Here is a 19869-nt window from a genome sequence, read left to right on the forward strand (position 1 = left end):
CGCCAGGCATGCTCATGGCCATGGGATTCTTGCGCATCCGCACCACGGTGGACGAGCGACCCGGCCGGCTGGCCTCACTCACCGCGGCCCTGGCAGCCAGGGGCGGCAATATCCTCGGGCTGAGCGTGCAGTCCGACGCGGACGGCACCGTCGACGAGTTCGTCGCCGACATCCCCGCCAACCCCGAGACGGTGCGCGAGGCGCTGGAGGCGGCCGGGGGCCGCCGGGTCCAGGTGGTCCCCGCCACCGCCCACGAGCTGACCGACGAGCCCACCAGGGCGCTGCTGCTGGCCTCCAGGCTGCGCTCCATGCCGTGGCGGCTGCCCGACCTCCTGGCCGAGTTGCTGCGCGCCGACGACGCCAGGTGGATCTATGGTGAAGCGGTGAGTGATCTTCCCGACCCGACCCAGCTCGTCGTCCCCGTGGCCCCCAGAAGGGCGGTACGGCTGCGCCGTGCGGAGCTGCCGTTCACGCTGACCGAGGCGGCCAGGGCGGCCTCCTTCGCCCGGCTCGCCCAGCCCGCCACCGAGCAGGCCGTGGCCGACCGCGCGATCAAGCTCGCCGACGGCGCGGAGGTCACAGTCCGCCCGCTCACCTCGATCTACCGCGAGGCCGTACGCGACCTGCACGACCGGTGCTCGCCCGAGTCGCGCAGGTTCCGCTACTTCACCTCGATGCCGACGCTGCCGGCGCGCATGTTCGACCGGCTCTGCGACAGGAACAGGGCACATTCGCTGGTCGCCGGGCATGACGGGCAGGTCGTGGGGATGGCCAACCTCATGTTCACCCCCGACCCCGGCATCGCCGAGATGGCCTTCCTGGTCGAGGACCGCTGGCAGGGGCGCGGTCTGGGCACGGCGATGGCCAGGATGCTCGTGCGGGGCGCCCGCGACCTCGGGTACGCGGAGGTCAGGGCCACCATGCTGTCCGACAACGCCAAGATGCGCAGGATGCTGATCTCGCTGGGCGCCACGCTGGGTTACACCGAGGACCCGGGCGTCATGGAGGCCAGACTGCCGGTCGGCGCGCTGGCGTCGGCTTAGGTCTCTCTTCGGAGCGGTGCGCCGGGGCCCCGTTCAGGCCGGTGCGCCGCCGTCAGCCCAGACCCTCTTCGGCCGGTGGCGGCTCGTCGAAAGGCCTCGCGGAAGGCTCTCCTGAAGGACTCTCGGCGGGTTTCCCGTCGGCGGCCGGCTGGATGCCCAGGTGGCGTTCGATGCGTTCCAGGCTCTCCTCGATCCGCGTGAGCCGCTCGCTCAGCACCGAGCCGCCGGCGAACACCATCTCGCTCGGGCGCTCCTTTGAGGCGCGCCCCACGCGTTCGAGCAGGCGCTGCCGTACGTCCGGCAGATCCGCGCCCGCGTCCACGAGCGCCTGGGCGGCCAGCCCCTCGCCCTCCCTGATCAACCCGAGCAGGATGTGCTCGGTGCCGATGTAGTTGTGGCGCAGCTGCAGGGCCTCGCGCAGCGACAGCTCCAGCACCTTCTTGGCGCGCAGCGTGAACGGGATGTGCCCGCCGGGCGACTTGGTGCCGGGGCCCACCTCGCGCTCGACGAAGGCCCGTACGTGATCGAGCTCCACGCCGCAGCCGTCGAGCACCAGCGCGGCCAGGCCCTCGCCCTCGTGGATGAGGCCGAGCAGGATGTGCTCCGTGCCGATGTAGTTGTGGCTCATCATCCGCGCCTCCTCCTGGGCGAGGACGACGACTCGGCGCGCACGGTCGGTGAAGCGTTCGAACACGGGGGCCTCCGTTCGACTGCCACTGCCTCCACTATGCGCTACAAACCAGCGGATGTGGGGTATTTGTCCTGTGTGGATCTTGACGAGGTGGCCGGCAGGCTATATGTGCTGCCGCCGTCCGAGTTCACCGCTGCGCGCGAGGCCGAGGCCCGTGCGGCGAAGGAAGCGGGCGACGTACGGCTCGCGCGCGAGATCGCGAAGCTGCGCAAGCCGACGGTGTCCGCCTGGGCCGTGAACCGGCTCGCCCGCGAGCATCCAGGGGAGCTGGCCGAACTGCTCGAGGTGGGGGAGCGGCTGCGTGCCGCCTGGCAGGAGCAGGACCCCGACGCGCTGGCCGAGCTGACCCGGCGCCGCGGCGACGTGACGGCCAAGGTGGGCCGGCTGGCGCGGCAGGACGGCGGCCTGTCGCCCGCGGCGGCGGCCGAGCTGGACCAGACACTGGAGGCCGCCGTCGTGGATGCCGACGCGGCCGCGCAGGTGCGCGACGGCCGTCTGGCCAAGCCCCTCAACTACAGCGGCTTCGCCCCCGCCCCCATCCCCCGGGAACGGCCCGCCAGGCGCAAGCCACCGGAAGAACAGGAGGAGGAGGCGAGGCAGCGCGAGGAGGCCGAGGCCAGGAAGGCCAAGGAGCGCCAGGAGGCCGAGGCCGCGCACCAGGAGTGGCAGGAGGCGCTGGACGTGGCACTCAAGGAGCACGACGAACGCGCCGAGCGGGTCGCCCGGCTGGAGCGGAAGCTGGCCAAGGCCCGCAAGCGGCTCGCCGAGGCCGAACAGCGGCTCGAAGTCACGCGGCGCGAGGAGCGCCACGCGCGTCAGCGACTAGGTTAAAGTGTACGAAACGGTTTCGTACACCGTGGGTCGCGTCCAGCGGCTCGCGGCCCGCAGCGGTTCAAGCACCCGAGGAGTGGCGATGACTGGCTGGACCCCTGACTCCATGCCCGATCTGACCGGCAAGACCGCCATCGTGACCGGCGCCAACAGCGGCATCGGGCTCCCCACCGCGCTGGAGCTGGCCAGGCACGGCGCGCGCGTCGTCGTCGCGGCGCGTTCGCCGGAGAAGGGTGCCGCGGCCGTCGCGGAGATCCAGCGGGCGGTCCCCGGCGGTCAGGTCGAGTACGGCCACCTCGACCTGGCGGACCTGGCCTCGGTCAGGCGGTTCGCCGAGGGCGTGGACAAGGTCGACCTGCTGATCAACAACGCGGGCATCGGCCTGATCCCCAGGCAGGAGACCAAGGACGGCTTCGAGATGCAGTTCGGCACCAACCACCTGGGCCATTACGCGCTCACCGGCCTGCTGCTGCCGCTCCTGCTCGCCTCTCCCGGCGCCCGCGTGGTGACCGTCTCCAGTGACGCGCACAAAGGCGGCAGGATCGACTTCGACAACCTCGCGCTGGAGCACGGTTACGGCCGGATGAGCTCGTACGGGCGCTCCAAGCTCGCCAACCTGCTCTTCGCCCTGGAGCTCCAGCGACGCGCTGAGAAGGCCGGTGTGGACTTGACCAGCGTCGCCTGCCATCCAGGCGCGACCGCCACGAACATCGTCAGCGTGGGGCGGCTACAGCCCCTCGTGGGCCTGGTCCTCAAGTCGGCGGCGGCCGGCGCGCTGCCCACTCTCTACGCCGCGACCTCTCCCGACATCCATGGCGGCGAGTTCGTGGCCCCCAAATTCAAGATCATAACGCCGTCGGCCGCGGCCAGGTCGGAAGAGCTCGCCAGAAGGCTGTGGGACGTGTCGGCCGAGCTGACGGGCGTACGATTCGAAAAAATCGCCTACAGCTAGAAGGACGTGTACGTGGCTCCACTCGACCCCGAGCGCGAAAGGGCCATCCTCGACGCCACGATGGAGCTGCTGTCGGAGGTCGGTTACGACCGGATGTCGGTCGACCAGATCGCCAAGCGGGCCAAGGCCAGCAAGGCCACGATCTACCGGCGCTGGCCGGGCAAGCCGGAGCTGGTGGTGGACGTCATCTGCCGGCGATTCGACATGGACGCGCCGCAGGGCGCCGACACCGGCTCGCTCCGCGGCGACCTGGCCGCCGTCTTCCTGAGCCTGTGCAAGACGGTGGAGCGCAAGCACACGCTCATCATCGGCCTGTCGTCGACGTTGCTGTCCCACCAGGAGCTGGCGCGCACGCTGCGCGCGCATCTGAGCACGAGAGACCTCGACGCCGTACGCGATCCGCTGGAGCGGGCCGTGGAGCGCGGGGAGCTGGTCGGGCCGGTCGACATCGGGCGGCTCTTCGCGGTCGCGGAGGCGCTGGTGTGGCATCGGTTGATCTTCGCCGGGCCGCCGTTCGGCCCGGAGTTCGTCGCGGAGTCGGTCGACGGGGTGCTGATGCCGCTGGCGACCGCCTGGTCGAAAGGCTGAGAGCAGGCTTCAGAGCCGATCTTGTCGGCGGACACCGGTAGGGTGCGGCGGCATGGCCACCCCCTCCACGGCACCGAACCTCGCGGCCTTACGCGCCCTCCTGCCCAGGGCGACCCCCACGCGCGCTTGGCGAGCGATCCGTGAGCTCGCCATCGTCGCCCCCACGGTCTCGCGGCCGGCACTCGAACTGGCCGCCGAGTTCGCCGAGATCGCATCACCACCCACGGAACGGCTGCTCAAGTTCTGGCCGACGACGCCGGATCCGGACGGGTTCGCCGAGTTCCTCCTCGCGCCCGCGTTCGTGCGTGAGGGGCGCACCGAGCTCCAGCTCAAAGGAAGTTCCCTCACTCCCGGTCTTCGGCATCTGAGCAATCTGCGCAAGGTGGACCTACGCGGCCACGTGTTCTACGAGGACATCGCCGAGCTCGCCGGCCTCACCCACCTGACCCAGCTCGAGCTCAGCTCGGCCGCGCTCGTGACCGATTTCTCGCCCCTGGCCGCCCTGACGCGGCTCGAATCCCTCCACCTTCTGAACACCCGGATCAGCGACCTCACCCCATTGCTGGGCATGCGCCGCCTGAGATGGCTGGACCTGTCCCGCACCGAGGTGACGAGGCTCGACGGATTCGCCGACGCCTTTCCCCTGCTCTCCCATCTTGACCTGTCCCACTGCCGGTCCCTCAGCGATGTGAGCCCCCTGTCCGGGCTGCCTCAGTTGCAGAGCCTCGACCTCAGCTACACCAAGGTCAGCACGCTCACCGGCCTCCGCGATCTCGATGCGCTCCAGGAGCTCGTCGTCGGTTCTCCCGACACCCCGATCACCTCGATCGACGGCATCGACGCGCTGCCCTCGCTGAAGACGCTCTGCCTGACCCAGTGCACAGGCTCGGAGATGCTGAACACCGGCGGGCCGTACCACCGCCTGACCAACCTTCGTCTTCCCTCCGCCCCACTGCCGGATCTGAGCTTCGTCCACCGTTTCCCGGACCTGGCTGAGATCAGCATCCACGACGATCACGCGAGGCCCTCGCTGAAGGGATTGGCAGGGCATCCGTCGATCGCCGAAGTGACGCTGAGCGGGGTCACCGAGCCGCGGGATCTGTCCGCCCTGGCCGGCCTGCCCGCCCTTCGCACGCTCCACCTGGTGATGCTGCGGGTCCGCGACCTCGGCCTGCTGGCGGACCTGCACCGCCTTGACGAGCTCGACCTGTATCACCTGGACCGGCTCTCCACCCTGGAGGGCATCCCCGCAGTGCGCTCGCTGACCCTCTGGAACTGCCGCGAACTCGCGGATCTGAGCGCGCTGGACGACCGGCTCGAAAAGCTCGACATCCTCGGATGCGGCTCCCTTGCGGACCCGCGCCGGGTGGCCCGGCTCGGCGGCCTCAAGGAGCTCCACCTCGACCTCCCGCTGACCTCCCTGGCCGACCTGCACGGGCTCGACGCCCTCACCGAACTGCACCTCAACTCCGACCAGCCGACCAGCCACGCGGGCATCGAAGGACTGCCCGCGCTGCGCACACTCAGCGCCGAGGCCGCGCTGACAGGCCTGGAGCAGGCCGGCCATCCCCACCTCGCCGTCCTGTCCCTTCCCCGCCGCCCCCTCCCCGGCCTGCGTTTCCTGTCGGGTTTCCCGTCCCTCGCCGAGATCTCGCTCTTGCCCGAGCACGAGCTCACCTGCCTGGACGGCCTGGAGGAGCACCCGTCGATCGCGACGGTCAGGCTGTTCGGGCCGCTGACGGTGAAGGACTTGTCCGCGCTGACCCGGCTGCCCGCGCTGCGAACGCTCACGTTCGGCTCCATGATGGATTTCGACGAGCTGCTCCTGCCTTCCGCGCTCTCCCGAGTGGAATCTCTGCGCCTTCGGAACATCACTCATCTGCGCACGCTCAACGGGTTCACGCACCTGCCCGCCCTGCGCTCACTACAGGTCGACAACTGCCCTGAGCTGCGCGACCTGGACGGGCTGATCGATCTTCCGGCGCTGGAGCGGGTCGAGATCCACGACTGTCCCGACCTGCCCGAGGCCGTCTTGGATCGAATCAGCTCACGCGTACTGCTCACGACCGACGGATTCGCGCGGTGAGCGGGTGGCGTGCGCCAGATAGGCGCACACGGGGAAGCCCTCCCGCTCGTACGGGGCCGCCAGCCTGAGGTAGTGCGCCCTGATCCGCTCGACAGTCTCCGGCGGCTGGCGCGCGATCACCGCGAAGCGGGGGCCGCTCGCCTGCACGATGTCGGTCCACCACGCCGCGAGGTCCACCCGGTGGCGCCAGCGCAGGGTCTCCACGGCTGCGCCCTGGAAGCCCGCCTCCTCCAGCAGCTCCGTGAAGCGTTGCGGCGTGTCGTCGCCGGTGAACGGCCGGGCAGGGGGCTGGTAGGGGACCTCGGCGGCGGCGATGGCGTCGGAGAAGACGTTCGTGGCGGTCATCTCGTCGGACTTCCACCAGGTCAGGGCGAGCGTGCCGCCGGGGCGCAGCACACGGTGGAGCTCCTTGAGTGCCCTGGCCGTGTCGGGCACGTGATTGATGATGAAATTTCCCGCTATGGCGTCAAACTCCTCGTCCTCGAACGGCAGGTCGGGGAGCGCGGCCTGGCGGATCGTCGCGTACGGGTGGCGGCGGGCGGTCAGCTCCAGCATCACCGGATTGACGTCCACGGCGGTGACCTGGGCGCCCAACGCGAGCGCCGCCGCGGTGACCACGCCCGTGCCGCAGCCGACGTCGAGCAGGCGGGGCGCGCACGCCCGGTCGAGGAGGGGGCCGACGGTGTGGGAGCTGAGCTGGGCGAAGCCGCGATCGTACGCTTCGGCGTTGGTCACGCGCACCAGTTTAGCCCAAGCCGCTGAAGCTAACATTTCTCTGTGAAATTCATCCTCTAATGCTGTTTTTTCGGGAAATGTGGCCCTTATCGTCGTCGCCATGACCCTCGACGCCTTCATCGACGCGCTGCCCAAGGTCGAGCTCCACGTGCACCTGGTCGGCTCGGCCTCGGTCCCCACCGTCCTCGAGCTCTCCCGCCGCCACCCCGGCGGCCCCGTGCCCTCGACGGAGGAGGAGCTGCGCCGCTTCTACACCTTCCGCGACTTCCCGCACTTCGCGCAGGTGTACCGGGCCGTCAACGCCCTGGTCCGCGAGCCCGAGGACGTGGCCACCCTCGTCCTCGGCCTGGCCCGTGACCTCGCCCCGCAGGGCGCCCGCTACGTGGAGCTGCAGGTGACCCCGTACGCCCACCACGTCGTCGGCATGCCCATGCGTGAGGTCACCGAGGCGCTGGACCTGGCCGCCCGCCGCTCGCTGAGCGACCACGGGGTGGAGATGGCGTACATCTTCGACATCCCCGGCGAGTACGGCGATGAGGCCGCCAAGGTGACGGTCGAGCACGCCCTCCAGGAACCTCCCGCCGCGCTGGTAGGTTTCGGCATCGGCGGCATTGAGCAGGAGCGCCCGAAATATCGTGACGCGTACCGCTCGGCGTTCTCGGCCGCCCGCGCCGCGGGCCTCCACAGCGTTCCGCACGGCGGCGAGATGAGCGGCCCTGAGACGATCTGGGAGGTCATCGAGGGTTACGGCGCCGAGCGCATCGGCCACGGCATCAACTGCCTCGCCGACCCGCGCCTGGTCGCGCACCTGCGCGACACCCAGCTCCCGCTGGACGTGTGCCCCACCTCCAACCTCCGTACGGGCCAGATCGCCCGCATCGAGGACCACCCGCTGCCGCGGATGCTGGAGGAGGGCCTGTACGTGACGCTCAACAGCGACGACCCGCCCATGTTCGCCACGACGCTGGCGGAGGAGTACCGGGTGGCCGCGCACACCTTCGGCTTCGGCAGGCAGGAGCTCGCGCAGCTTTCCAGGAACGGCGTCCAGGCGTCCTACCTGGCGCAGGAGCGCAAGCAGGCGCTGCTCAAGGAGATCGACGACCTGCTGGCGGCCCAAGGGGCCTGACACCGCCCGCCCCGCCCGGGTGCCGGACAGGTGACACCAGAAGCGAGACGGGCAGGGCGTCAGGGCGACGAGATGCGCCCCAGCTCCGGCGGGATCTTGCTGGCCGCCGCCCGGTCCAGCAGGAACAACGTGCGCGCACGACCCCTGGCCCCTGACGCGGGCACCTGGACGTGCCCCGAGTCCGACAGCGCCAGGCGTACCGCGCCCGACTTCTCCTCGCCGGCGGCCACGACCCAGACCTCGCGCGAGGTCTGGATGGCGGGCAGCGTCAGCGAGATGCGGGTCGGCGGCGGCTTGGGCGCGCCGTGCACGGCCACCACCGAGCGGGTGTCGTACAGGGCGGGCATGCCCGGGAACAGCGACGCCACGTGGGCGTCCGGCCCCATGCCGAGCAGCGTCACGTCGAAGCTCGGCACCGGGCCGTGGTCCTCGGGCCTGGCGGCCCTGGCCAGCTCGGCGGCGTAGGACTCGGCCGACTCCTCCGCCGTCATCCCCGAGTCGGGGCCGCGCATGACGTGGACCCGCTCAGGGTCCACGTCCACGCGGTCGAGCAGGGCCTCGCGGGCGCCGGTCTCGTTGCGCTCCTTGTCACCGGAGGGCAGGAAACGCTCGTCGCCCCACCAGATGTCCAGGCGGCGCCAGTCCACGGCGTCGCGGGCGGGCGTGGCGGCGATGGCCGCCAGCGTCGCGATGCCGACCGTGCCGCCCGTGAGCACGATCGACGCCGAACCCTTGGCCGACTGCACGTCGACCAGCCGCGTGATGATCCGCGCGGCCACCGCCTTGGCCAGGACGTCGGCGTCGCGGTGGACCACTACGTTGGGAACGCTCACGGGCACTACTCTCTCAGCCACTGAGGTCACCGGTCACCCCTTGTACGTACGGGCGAACCGCTTGACCGCGGCCTCGTAGATCTCGTCGCTGTCGAGCCTGCGCAGCTCCTCGGCCATCAGCTCCGAGGTCTGCCGCCTGGCCAGGGCCACGTTCCTGTCGGGCTGGCCGGGCCGCGACAGCGTGGCCAGCCGGGCATCGTGCCTGGAGATGATCAGCTCGCCGTCGTTGAGCTGCAGCCGCACGGCCGTCAGCCCCGGGCCGGTGGAGTCGACGACCTTCATCGGGGCGCCGAGCCGCTCCGACAGCCAGGCGGCCAGCAGCGGCGCGCTCGGGTTGCCCTGGGAGGCCTCGACGACGCCCTTGCGCACCTTGCCCACCGGCTGGTCGAACGCGGCCGCCAGCAGGCTGCGCCACGGCGTCAGCCTGGACCACGCCAGGTCGGTGTCGCCGGGGGCGTACCCCCTGGCCCTGGTCACCAGCGACTTGACGCCGCTGTGGTCGAAGCCCCTGGCGTCCGTGATCCGGCGCTGGGCGAGAGCGCCGACCGCGTCCTGGGACGGCGCGTCGGGCGCCGCGCCCGGCCACCACACCACGACCGGCGTGTCGGGCAGCAGGAGCGGGCTGACCACGGAGTCGGCGTGCTGGGTCAGCTCGCCGTACAGGCGCAGGACGACGACCTCGCCCGGCGTGGACTCGCCGATGCGCAGCTCGGCGTCGAGCCTGTTGGGCTCCTCCGGCTCGCGGTTGATCACCACGATGATGCGCGACGGGTGCTCGCGGGCCGCCTCGGTGGCGGCGCGCAGCGCGTCGTACTGGTGGCGCTCCTCGCAGACCACCACGAGCGTCAGCACCATGCCGATGGCCGGCGCGCCCATCTGGTGGCGCAGGTGCGTGAACTGCGCCGAGATCTTGCCGGCCGTGGTGTCCGCCAGCATGAACGTTGTCACTAGAGTCTCCTCCAGACACGGCCGTCGCGGGCCATCATCGCGTCGGCGGACGGCGGCCCCCACGAGCCCGCCTCGTACGGCTCCGGCTGCCCCTGCGTGGCCCAGAACTCCTCGATCGGGTCGAGGATCTTCCACGACAGCTCCACCTCCCGCTGGTGCGGGAAGAGCGGCGGGTCGCCGATCATGACGTCGAGCAGCAGCCGCTCGTACGCCTCGGGGGAGGACTCCAGGAACGACTCGCCGTAGGCGAAGTCCATGGAGACGTCCCGGACCTCCATGGCGGTGCCGGGGACCTTGCTGCCGAACCTGACGGTGATGCCCTCGTCCGGCTGCACCCTGATCACCAGGGCGTTCTGCCCCAGGATCTCGGTGTCAGTCTTGCTGAACGGCAGGTGCGGCGCGCGCTGGAACACCACCGCCACCTCGGTCACCCGGCGGCCCAGGCGCTTGCCGGCGCGCAGGTAGAACGGCACGCCCGCCCACCGCCGGTTGGCGATCTCCAGCTTGATGGCCGCGTACGTGTCGGTCTTGGACTCGGGCGGGATGCCCTCCTCCTGCAGGTAGCCGACTACCTTCTCGCCGCCCTGCCAGCCCGCGGAGTACTGGCCGCGGGCGGTGTTCAGAGCCAGGTTGGAAGGCAGCCGCACGGCCTTGAGCACCTTCTCCTTCTCCCGCCGCAGCGCCGAGGCGTCGAAGGAGGTCGGGTCCTCCATCGCGACCAGCGCGAGCAGCTGGAGCAGGTGGTTCTGGATCACGTCGCGGGCCGCGCCGATGCCGTCGTAGTAGCCGGCCCGCCCGCCGATGCCGATGTCCTCGGCCATCGTGATCTGGACGTGGTCGACGAAGCCGCGGTTCCAGATGGGCTCGTAGAGGTTGTTGGCGAAGCGCAGCGCCAGGATGTTCTGGACGGTCTCCTTGCCCAGGTAGTGGTCGATCCGGAAGATCGAGCTCTCCGGGAAGGCCGAGGTGGTGATCTCGTTCAGCTCGTGCGCCGACTTCAGGTCGTGCCCGAACGGCTTCTCGATGACCACCCGCCGCCACGACCCCTCGGGGGCGTCGGACAGGCCGGTCCGCTTGAGCTGCTCCACCACCACGGGGAAGAACTTCGGCGGCACCGACAGGTAGAAAGCGTAGTTTCCGCCCGTGCCCCGGGTCTCGTCGATCTCGGCGAGCGCCATGGCCAGCGCGTCGAACGCCCCGTCGTCCGAGAACTCACCTGGCACGAAATGGATGCCCTCGCGGATCTGCTTCCAGACCTCCTCGCGGAAGGGCGTTCTGGCATGCGCCTTGACGGCGTCGTGCGTCAACTGGGCGAAATCCTGGTCTTTCCAATCCCGCCGGGCGAAGCCGACCAGCGAGAAGCCGGGCGGCAGCAGCCCCCGGTTCCCCAGGTCGTAGATCGCCGGCAGCAGCTTTCGCTTGGCCAGGTCACCCGTCACGCCGAACAAGACCATCACACAAGGTCCCGCCACCCGGGGCAGCCGCTTGTCACGCGGATCACGCAACGGGTTGGCGGCGACCACCTCCTCGGTGGTGGCGGTGCCCGCGGCTGAGGTGGCCACGGTGGCCGCCAACGTGCTGTCGACGGCGGCGGCCTCCTCCGCGGGTGCTGCCGGGTCTGTCATCTCAAGCCTCCTGTGCGGCTGCGAGCAAGCGCGCGACACCCGCCGCGCGATCGGTCAAATGCAGGCGTACGGCGGGCCGCCCGCGGGTCTCGAGCGCCCCCAGGTCGCCGAGCGCCTGGGCGAGCTGGAGCCGCCCCAGCGTGTACGGCCTGCCGGGGACCGGCACGTCCTCGGCCACCGCCCCGGTGATCTGCAGGAACACCCCGTTCTGGGGCCCGCCCTTGTGGTATTGCCCGGTCGAGTGGAGGTACCGCGGCCCCCACCCGAAGGTCACCGGCCGGTTGGTGCGCAGCGCCAGCAGCGGACGCAGCGTGGCCGCGTCGGCCCACATCCACGCGTCGGTCATCTGCTCGAAGTCGGCCCCGTCGGGCACCGGGGCGTCGAACGCGGCCAGCCGGTCGAGATAAGCCATGATCCCCAGGTAGCCGCCGGCCGGTATCGCGCGCAGCAGCTCGGCGAACACCCCCGGCAGGTCCCTGGCGGTGGACGACCCGTACACCTCGACGGGGCCGTCCACGAACGCCGGCGCGCCGGTCGGCAGGTCGGGCAGCGCCAGCAGGGTCGCGGTGTTCTCCTTGGACTCGGCCACGTTCGGCTGGTCGAACGGGTCGATCTCCAGCAGCAGCCCCGCGACGGCGGTGGCGTACTCCCAGATCAGGAACTGCGCGCCCAGCGGCCCGTCCACGCGCACGTCCCCGAGGTCGGTCTCGATGGCGACGACCAGCTCGTCGCCGGACTCGTTGGGGTCGGCGCCCACGACGGGCAGGATCCCCCTGCCCTGCTTGCCGGTGGACTCGGCGACGAGCTGCTCGATCCAGTCGGGCAGCCCCGTGATGGCCGACAGCTGGTCCTCGAGCAGCAGCTTGTCGCGCCCGGCCAGCGCCGCGCCGCCGAGCGCGGCTCCCAGGTCGAGGCCTGGGTTGCCGGTGTCGCGCGACAGCAGCGGCAGCACCTCCTGGGCGTCGTCGAGCAGCCGCTCCACGTCGGCCCCTGCCAGCGCGCTCGGCACCAGCCCGAACGCCGACAGCGCCGCGTAGCGCCCGCCCACGTCGGGCTGGGCGAGCACCAGCTCGAAGCCGCCGTCGGCGGCCCGCTTCTCCAGCGGCGAGCCCGGGTCGGTGACGACCACGACGCGGTCCGCGGGCGCGATGCCCGCGTCCGCGAACAACTCCTCGTAGATCCGCAGATGGCAGTCGGTCTCCACGGTCGAGCCGCTCTTGCTGGCCACGACCACGACCGTGGCGTCGAGCCGGTCGGACAGCGCGCGGCGCACCTGCCCGGGATCGGTCGTGTCCAGCACGGTGAGCGGCACGTCGACGGTGGCGCAGATGACCTCCGCCGCCAGCGACGAGCCGCCCATCCCGGTCAGCACCACGTTGGTCAGGCCCGCAGCGCGGGCCCGCTCGACGAGCCCGCCCAGCCGGGGCAGCAGCTCGCGAGAAGAGCGGGGCAGCGTCAGCCAGCCGAGCCTGACAGCCGCCTCCGCCCCGGCGTCCTCACCCCACAGCGTGGGGTCGCCGCCGGCGAGCCGCGCGGGCACGCCGTCGGCGACGAGACGCCCCGCGACGGAGGCGGCGGCCGAGGCCACCCCCTCCTCGCGGTAGGTCACTTCCATCACGGGACCAGGTTCTTGGTGACGCTCTCGAGCAGCTCGTTCCAGGACGCCTCGAACTTCTCGACGCCCTCGTCCTCCAGCACCTTCACCACGTCGTCGTAGTCGATGCCGGCCTCCTTGAGCGCGGCCATGGTGTTCCAGGCCTGCTCGTAGAACGGGCGGACGGTGTCGCCGGTGACGTTGGCGTGGTCGGCCGTCGCGTCGAGCGTCTTCTCCGGCATCGTGTTGACGGTGCCGGGGGCGACGAGCTGGTCGACGTACATGGTGTCGGAGTACTCGGGGTTCTTCACGCCGGTCGAGGCCCACAGCGGCCGCTGCGGCTTGGCGCCCGCCGCGCGCAGGCGCTGCCAGCGCTCGGAGTTCATCACGTCCTCGTACGCCGCGTACGCCAGGCGCGCGTTGGCGATGCCCGCCTTGCCCTTCAGCTCCGGCTTGCCCAGCTTGTCGAGCCGCTTGTCGATCTCGGTGTCGACCCGGCTGACGAAGAACGAGGCCACCGACTCGATCGAGCCCAGGTCGAGCCCCTTGGCCTGCGCCGCCTCGAGGCCGGCCAGCCAGGCGTCCATGACCGCGCGGTAGCGCTCGAGGGAGAAGATCAGCGTGACGTTGACGCTGATGCCCTCCGAGAGCGCCTGCGTGATCGCGGGCAGGCCCTCGACCGTCGCCGGGATCTTGATGAACAGGTTGGGCCGGTCCACCATCCACCACAGCGCCCGGGCCTCGGCCACGGTCTTCTCGCTCTCGCGGGCCAGGCGCGGGTCCACCTCCAGCGACACGCGGCCGTCCACGCCGCCGGTGGCGTCGTAGACCGGACGCAGCACGTCGGCCGCCCAGCGGATGTCGTAGGTGGTGATGGCGCGCACGGCTTCGCCGATGTCCACGCCGCGTACGGCCAGGTCGTGCAGTTGGCCGTCGTACGCGTCGCCCTTGCTGAGCGCGTTGGCGAAGATCGTCGGGTTGGACGTGACCCCGACGACGTTCTTCTCGCGGATCAGCTGCTCGAGGTTGCCGCTGCGCAGCCGCTCACGGCTGATGTCGTCGAGCCAGATGGCAACGCCCTGGCCGGACAGCTTCTTGAGGTTCTCGCTCATCTTCCTTCAGTTTCCCGTCGTCTCGCCCTTTTCCTGCCCCAGCTTGGCCAGGCTCGCATGTGCCGCGGCCGCCACGCGCTCCGCGGTCAGCCCGAACAACTCATACAGAGTCTTGTACGGGGCCGAAGCACCGAAGTGTTCGAGGCCGACTATCTCGCCGCATTCGCCGACGAACTCGTGCCAGCCGAGCGCGATGCCCGCCTCGACCGCGACGCGAGCCCGGACCGAGGAAGGCAGGACCGTCTGCCTATATGCGATGTCCTGCCCCTTGAACCATTCGACACACGGCATCGACACGACCCTGGTCGGGATGCCCTTGGCCTCCAGCAGGTCGCGGCCATCCAGCGCGATCTCCACCTCGCTGCCGGTCGCGATGAGGATGACCTTGGGCTGGCCGTCGGACGCCTCACGCAGCACGTAGCCGCCGTGGGCCACGCCCTCGGCGCTGGTGCCCTCGAGGACCGGCACGTTCTGCCTGGTCAGCGCGAGCGCGGCGGGCCGGTCGGTGTGCTTGAGCACGGTCTTCCAGGCGTAGGCGGTCTCGTTGGCGTCGGCCGGGCGGACCACGTCGAGGCCGGGGATCGCGCGCAGCGACCACAGGTGCTCGATCGGCTGGTGGGTCGGGCCGTCCTCGCCGAGGCCGATGGAGTCGTGCGTCCAGACGTACGTGACCGGCAGCTTCATCAGCGCGGCCAGGCGTACCGAGGGACGCATGTAGTCGGAGAAGACCAGGAACGTGCCGCCGTACGGGCGGGTGCCGCCGTGCAGGGCGATGCCGTTGAGAATGGCGCCCATGGCGTGCTCGCGGATGCCGAAGTGCAGCGTGCGGCCGTAGCGGTTGCCCGGGAACTCCTTGGTCTGGAACTCCTCGGGGATGAAGGACGGCTCGCCCTTCATCGTGGTGTTGTTGGACTCGGCCAGGTCGGCCGAGCCGCCCCACAGCTCGGGCAGCACCGGCGCCAGCGCGCTCAGCACCTCGCCGGAGGCCTTGCGGGTCGAGGTCGACGTGCCGGCCTCGAACGACGGCAGCGCCTTGGCCCAGCCGTTGGGCAGCTCGCGCTCGGAGATGCGGTCGAGCTCCGCGGCCCGCTCGGGGTTGGCCAGGCGCCACTCGGCGTAGGACTTCTCCCACTCGGCGTGCTCGGTGCGGCCGCGCTGGGCGATGCCGCGGGCGTGCTCCAGCACCCCGGCGGGCACGTCGAACGTCTTGGCCGGGTCCATGCCCATGACCTGCTTGGTGGCGGCGACCTCCGCCTCACCCAGGGCCGAGCCGTGGATCTTGCCGGTGTTCTGCTTGTTGGGGGCCGGCCAGCCGATGATCGTGCGCAGCCGGATGAACGACGGCCGGTCGGTCTCCGCCTTGGCCGCCTGCAGCGCGTCGTAGAGGGCCTGGACGTCCTCCTCGTACTCGCCGGTGGTGGTCCAGTCGACGCTCTGGGTGTGCCAGCCGTACGCCTCGTAGCGGGCGACGACGTCCTCCGACTTGGCGATGAGGGTGTCGTCCTCGATGGAGATGTGGTTGTCGTCCCAGACGACGATGAGGTTGCCCAGCTTCTGGTGGCCGGCGATCGAGCTGGCCTCGTGGCTGATGCCCTCCTCGATGTCGCCGTCGCTGACGAAGCACCAGATGTGGTGGTCGAACGGCGAGGCGCCGAGCTCGGCGTCGGGGTCGAACAGGCCGCGCTCGCGGCGGGCGGCCATCGCCATGCCGACGGCGTTGCCGATGCCCTGGCCGAGCGGGCCGGTCGTGGTCTCCACGCCCGCGGTGTGGCCGTGCTCCGGGTGGGCGGGCGTCAGGCTGTCCCACTGGCGCAGCCGCCGCAGGTCGTCGAGCGTGAGGCCGTAGCCGGAAAGGTAGAGCTGGATGTAGAGGGTCAGGCTCGAGTGGCCGCACGACAGCACGAACCGGTCGCGCCCGAGCCAGTTGGGATCGGTCGGATCGTGACGCAACACACGCTGGAACAGCAAGTATGCGGCGGGGGCCAGGCTCATGGCGGTGCCGGGGTGACCCGAGCCCGCCTTCTCGACTGCGTCCATCGCCAGGGCTCGAACGACATCGACCGCCTGCTTGTCCAGGTCGGTCCATTCAAGGGCTGGCACGAGTTCGGTGCTCAACTGCTCGGTCTCCGGAATCTAGTTGTCATTGGTGTTGGCTATCCCGCCCATACGGGACCCTAACCGAGTGGAGTCGGCGATCGATTCCCCTTCCACCCGCACGCGTCCATGTACGGCGCAAGCCCCCCATTGGCCGGACCGGCCGACCCTGCGACTACAGTTTGTTTGTTCGCAGGGGCGCCACGGCGCCTACCCATGGATCCGCTCTATTCAGAGGTTACGCGTTGACTCCGCACAGGCTGGAAGCGCCTTGACGGTGCTGACCAACAGGCAGGCGACGGCCCGATCTCCGCAGGTGGAGGGGCCGCGCTCGATCGCCATGATCGTAAAGGCCTACATCGCGCTCACCAAGCCGCGGATCATCGAGCTGCTGCTGATCACGACACTGCCGGTGATGTTCCTGGCCGCGGGCGGCCTGCCGCCGCTGTGGACGTCGATCTCGGTCATGGTGTTCGGCACCCTATCGGCGGGCAGCGCCAACGCGCTCAACTGCTACGTGGACCGCGACATCGACCAGAAGATGCGCCGCACCCGCCGCAGGCCGCTGGCCAGGCACCAGGTCTCGCCGCGCGGCGCGCTGATCTTCGGAATCGTGCTCGGCGTGCTGTCCACGGCAGGCCTGTGGATGACCGCCAACGGGCTGGCCGCGCTGCTGTCCACCGGGGCGATCCTGTTCTACGTGCTGGTCTACTCGATGATCCTGAAGCGCCGCACGGCCCAGAACATCGTGTGGGGCGGCATCGCGGGCTGCATGCCGGTGATGATCGGCTGGGCGGGCATCACCGACCGGCTCGACTGGGCGCCGCTGGTGCTGTTCGGCGTGGTGTTCTTCTGGACGCCGCCGCACACGTGGACGCTGGCCATGCGCTACAAGGAGGACTACGCGGCGGCCAAGGTGCCCATGCTCCCCGTCGTGGCCACCGAGCGGCGGGTGATCCTGGAGTCGATCGCCTACACGTGGGCGACCGTGCTCTGCTCGCTGGCGCTGTGGCCGGTGGCCGGCACCACGCTCTTCTACCCCCTCGTGGCCGCCGTGCTGGGCGCCATGTGCCTGTGGGAGGTCCACCGCCTGCTGGCCCGGCTCAACGCCGGCAAGAGCGGCGTCGACCTGCGCCCCATGCGCTTCTTCCACTGGTCCAACGCCTACCTGGCGCTGCTGTTCCTGGCCGTCGCGATCGACCCGCTGCTGGCGTGACCTTCGCCGTGCCCGGGCGGTGAGGGTATGAACCGTTGCCGGCGCTCGCTACGTGAACCTGTAGTTGCCCGAAGAACTGTTATTGGCTTTCTGGACCGATCGGCTGCGACTGCAAGTAATCAGATGGTAATGTTCAGTCACAGCCGGGTGCCTGACTGGCGTCCGGTCCCCGCCCCCATTGGTGTCCGCACCAACGGGAAAGCGTCCGGCGGGGCGGTGGCCCAAGAGCCGCACTCCCTCCAGGAATGCGGAGTCAGGCCCCGACAACGCGGCTCTCAACTACGGTCTGCCCGGCTTGCCGGACGGGCGCGGCATCGGCTTCCACCGGATCGCATCCTGGCCTCGGCCGGCAAGCGACGAGGCCACGCTGATGTCCGTTTTACTGATGTAAACACAGAGAGCCGAAGACGCTGTCTTGACCGGCACAGACCCCTCCACTCTGATCCGTTAAAGTCACCGTATGGCGACCCGTGATCCACGCTGGGTGTTGAAGGACCGCCCGTCATCCGCGTTGATCATCGGGCTGGTCCTCACCGGCATCTGCGCTCTGGTCTCGTTCTCGTACGACCTGTTCGACCGCACCCCGGTGCAGTTCTTCATCGGGCTCGCGCTGGCGCTCGCGCCGGTGCCGATGCTGCTCGCGGCGGTGCTGGCGCTCGACCGCATGGAGCCTGAGCCGCGCAGCAACCTGATCTTCGCCTTCGCCTGGGGCGCGGGCATCGCGGTGCTGGCCGCCGGACTGATCAACTCGCTCAACCTGCACTACATCATCGACGCCGCCAAGCTGTCGGAGGCCAGTGCCCGCAACATCGCGGCCACCTTCGGCGCGCCCGTGGTGGAGGAGACGATGAAGGGGCTGGTGCTGCTGGGTCTGCTGAGGTTCCGCAGGGCCGAGCTCGACGGGCCGACCGACGGGATCATCTACGCCAGCATGGTCGGGCTCGGCTTCGCCATGAGCGAGAACGTCAGCTACTACATCGCCGCGCTCTCCACCTCCGGCGTCAAGGGGCTGGCGGTCACCGTGGTGCTGCGCGGCATCCTGTCGCCGCTCGCGCACCCGCTGTTCAGCTCCATGATCGGCGTCGCCGTGGCCTACGCCGCCCAGCGCGAGGGCCCCGAGCGGGTCTTCTACATCCTGGCGGGCTGGTCGGGCGCGATGATCCTGCACGGCCTGTGGAACGGCCTGGCCTCCTACGGCGGCTTCCCCGGGCTCGTGGTGGCCTATCTCACCCTGCTGGTCGTGCTGATCGTGCTCATCGGCGTGGTGTTCAGGGACCGGCGCCGCATCGTGGCCCTCATCCAGCGCTATCTGCCGCCGTACGAGCCGACCAAGCTGGTCGGCCAGGCCGACATCTACATGCTGTCGACGTTCTCCAGGAGGCGGCAGGCCCGGCAGTGGGCCAAGGCCCACGGCGGCAAGCGCGGGCTGCGCGCGATGCGCGACTACCAGCTGGCCGCCACCGAGCTGGGCCTGCTGCACGAGCGGGCGGCCCGACACATGGTGGACGAGCAGACCTTCCACGAGGAGCAGCGGGCACTGCTGGAGTGCATGAGCACCGCCCGCGCCGACTTCCCCGTCCCGGCGGCGCACACCAGATCGATCGCGAGAGGCACCCCGCCGCCGGGCTATGCCCCCGGCGCGCCCGGCTGAGCGAGGATCCGGTCCAGGGAGACCTCGCGCGGCCCCGGATAGACCGGGTCGGAGTGCAGGATCATCGCGTCGGCGAACGCCTTGGCGGTGGCGAACAGCTCACGGGTGGCGTAGACGTACGTGGTCGCGGCGAACTGCCTGGTCGAGTCGTCACCCACCCCGAACGCCTCCAGCCCGGCCGTACGGCAGAGCGTCACGGCCCTGGGCAGGTGGAACTCCTGCGTCACCACGGTCACCTGCCGGGCCCCGAACACCTTGCGCGCCCGCACGCACGAGTCCCAGGTGTCGAACCCGGCGTAGTCCAGCACCATCACCTGGTCGGGCACGCCCTTGCCGCGCAGGTAGTCGCGCATGGCCGTGGGCTCGTCGTACTCCTTGCGGCTGTTGTCGCCCGACAGCAGCAGCGCCCGCACCTTGCCGGCCCGGTAGAGCTCGGCGGCGATGTCGAGCCTGCGGGCCAGCATCGCCGTGGGCTGATTCCCGTACAGGCCCGCGCCCAGCACCAGAGCGGCCTGCGCCGGGGGGACGCGGGCGAGCCAGCCGTCGCTCTCGGCCAACTCCCGATGCGCTGAGCTGCTGAGCCAGGCCCACGTCATGGGGGCCAGGGCGAGCACGCTGACCAGCACCAGCCCCTGGTACGCGCGGCGCAGCCCCTTCCGAGTGGGGCGGACATTCAGCAGCAAATCGCACCCTCCAGGGGTGGGGGAGTGGCCGACTTATCTCCCCATACCCTGGCACAACCGC

The 19869-nt window shown here is 70.3% G+C and carries 16 protein-coding genes and 1 pseudogene; 8 read left to right on the forward strand and 9 right to left on the reverse strand.

From position 1 onward, the window contains the following. Window positions 1-20: 20 nt before the first annotated feature. Window positions 21-1043 carry a GNAT family N-acetyltransferase gene (locus tag ABD830_RS31065; RefSeq protein ID WP_344995127.1) on the forward strand — a complete coding sequence of 341 codons (1023 nt, stop codon included), beginning with the start codon at window positions 21-23 and terminating at the stop codon, window positions 1041-1043. Between the two features lie 274 nt (window positions 1044-1317). Here ABD830_RS31065 and ABD830_RS31070 read toward each other — a convergent pair. Further along, a pseudogene (locus ABD830_RS31070) lies at window positions 1318-1737 on the reverse strand (Clp protease N-terminal domain-containing protein); the annotation flags it as partial. A gap of 72 nt (window positions 1738-1809) precedes the next feature. Between ABD830_RS31070 and ABD830_RS31075 the strand changes: the two are divergent. The 4 genes from ABD830_RS31075 (at window position 1810) to ABD830_RS31090 (ending at window position 6191) form a co-directional block, all read left to right on the forward strand. Beyond that, on the forward strand, window positions 1810-2565 hold the full coding sequence (locus ABD830_RS31075; RefSeq protein WP_344995130.1) for a hypothetical protein: 756 nt from the start codon (window positions 1810-1812) through the stop codon (window positions 2563-2565). An 82-nt stretch (window positions 2566-2647) separates the two neighbouring features. Then, the gene (locus ABD830_RS31080; protein WP_344995133.1) at window positions 2648-3517 is read left to right on the forward strand and encodes an oxidoreductase; all 870 of its coding nucleotides are present in this window, start codon (window positions 2648-2650) and stop codon (window positions 3515-3517) included. 12 nt (window positions 3518-3529) lie between these two features. After that, window positions 3530-4105 (forward strand): TetR/AcrR family transcriptional regulator, encoded by a 576-nt coding sequence (locus ABD830_RS31085; protein ID WP_344995136.1) that lies wholly within the window; start codon window positions 3530-3532, stop codon window positions 4103-4105. Window positions 4106-4157: 52 nt separating this feature from the next. Continuing rightward, window positions 4158-6191, forward strand: a complete 2034-nt coding sequence (locus ABD830_RS31090; protein ID WP_344995139.1) for a leucine-rich repeat domain-containing protein — start codon at window positions 4158-4160, stop codon at window positions 6189-6191. Here the strand turns inward: ABD830_RS31090 and ABD830_RS31095 are convergent. After that, on the reverse strand, window positions 6153-6926 hold the full coding sequence (locus ABD830_RS31095; RefSeq protein ID WP_344995142.1) for a class I SAM-dependent methyltransferase: 774 nt from the start codon (window positions 6924-6926) through the stop codon (window positions 6153-6155). The genes ABD830_RS31090 and ABD830_RS31095 overlap by 39 nt on opposite strands. 100 nt (window positions 6927-7026) lie before the next feature. Between ABD830_RS31095 and add the strand changes: the two genes are divergently transcribed. Then, a complete protein-coding gene (gene add, locus ABD830_RS31100) occupies window positions 7027-8052 on the forward strand; it encodes an adenosine deaminase (RefSeq protein WP_344995145.1) in 1026 nt (341 codons plus the stop codon). Window positions 8053-8111: 59 nt separating this feature from the next. Here the strand turns inward: add and pgl are convergent, their stop codons facing one another. The 6 genes from pgl to tkt are packed head-to-tail and all read right to left on the reverse strand — an operon-like array spanning window position 8112 to window position 16201. Further along, window positions 8112-8885 carry a 6-phosphogluconolactonase gene (gene pgl / locus ABD830_RS31105; protein ID WP_344995148.1) on the reverse strand — a complete coding sequence of 258 codons (774 nt, stop codon included), beginning with the start codon at window positions 8883-8885 and terminating at the stop codon, window positions 8112-8114. A 33-nt stretch (window positions 8886-8918) separates the two neighbouring features. Then, window positions 8919-9833: a glucose-6-phosphate dehydrogenase assembly protein OpcA gene (gene opcA, locus ABD830_RS31110; protein ID WP_344995151.1), complete on the reverse strand. Its 915-nt coding sequence runs from the start codon at window positions 9831-9833 to the stop codon at window positions 8919-8921. After that, window positions 9833-11458, reverse strand: coding sequence for a glucose-6-phosphate dehydrogenase (gene zwf / locus ABD830_RS31115; protein ID WP_344995154.1), 1626 nt, complete (start codon window positions 11456-11458; stop codon window positions 9833-9835). The genes opcA and zwf overlap by 1 nt, the downstream gene beginning before the upstream one ends. Before the next feature lies 1 nt (window position 11459). Further along, window positions 11460-13073 (reverse strand): glucose-6-phosphate isomerase, encoded by a 1614-nt coding sequence (locus ABD830_RS31120; RefSeq protein WP_344996038.1) that lies wholly within the window; start codon window positions 13071-13073, stop codon window positions 11460-11462. Next, entirely contained in the window at window positions 13073-14164 is a 1092-nt protein-coding gene (tal, locus tag ABD830_RS31125; protein WP_344995157.1) for a transaldolase, read from the reverse strand. Before tal ends, ABD830_RS31120 begins: the two co-directional genes overlap by 1 nt. A gap of 6 nt (window positions 14165-14170) precedes the next feature. Further along, window positions 14171-16201, reverse strand: a complete 2031-nt coding sequence (tkt, locus tag ABD830_RS31130) for a transketolase (protein WP_378520789.1) — start codon at window positions 16199-16201, stop codon at window positions 14171-14173. A gap of 328 nt (window positions 16202-16529) precedes the next feature. On the opposite strand from tkt, the gene ABD830_RS31135 reads away from it, so the two are divergent. Together ABD830_RS31135 and ABD830_RS31140 are read left to right on the forward strand one after the other, a co-directional pair. After that, window positions 16530-17474: a heme o synthase gene (locus ABD830_RS31135; RefSeq protein ID WP_344995163.1), complete on the forward strand. Its 945-nt coding sequence runs from the start codon at window positions 16530-16532 to the stop codon at window positions 17472-17474. Window positions 17475-17934: 460 nt separating this feature from the next. Then, on the forward strand, window positions 17935-19125 hold the full coding sequence (locus tag ABD830_RS31140) for a PrsW family intramembrane metalloprotease (RefSeq protein WP_344995165.1): 1191 nt from the start codon (window positions 17935-17937) through the stop codon (window positions 19123-19125). On the opposite strand, the gene ABD830_RS31145 is transcribed toward ABD830_RS31140, so the two are convergent. Further along, a complete protein-coding gene (locus tag ABD830_RS31145; protein WP_344995167.1) occupies window positions 19101-19808 on the reverse strand; it encodes a SanA/YdcF family protein in 708 nt (235 codons plus the stop codon). The genes ABD830_RS31140 and ABD830_RS31145 overlap by 25 nt on opposite strands. Between the last annotated feature and the right edge of the window lie 61 nt (window positions 19809-19869).

Origin of the sequence: Nonomuraea helvata (genome assembly GCF_039535785.1) — a bacterium.
In the GTDB taxonomy this organism is placed as follows: Bacteria; Actinomycetota; Actinomycetes; order Streptosporangiales; family Streptosporangiaceae; genus Nonomuraea; species Nonomuraea helvata.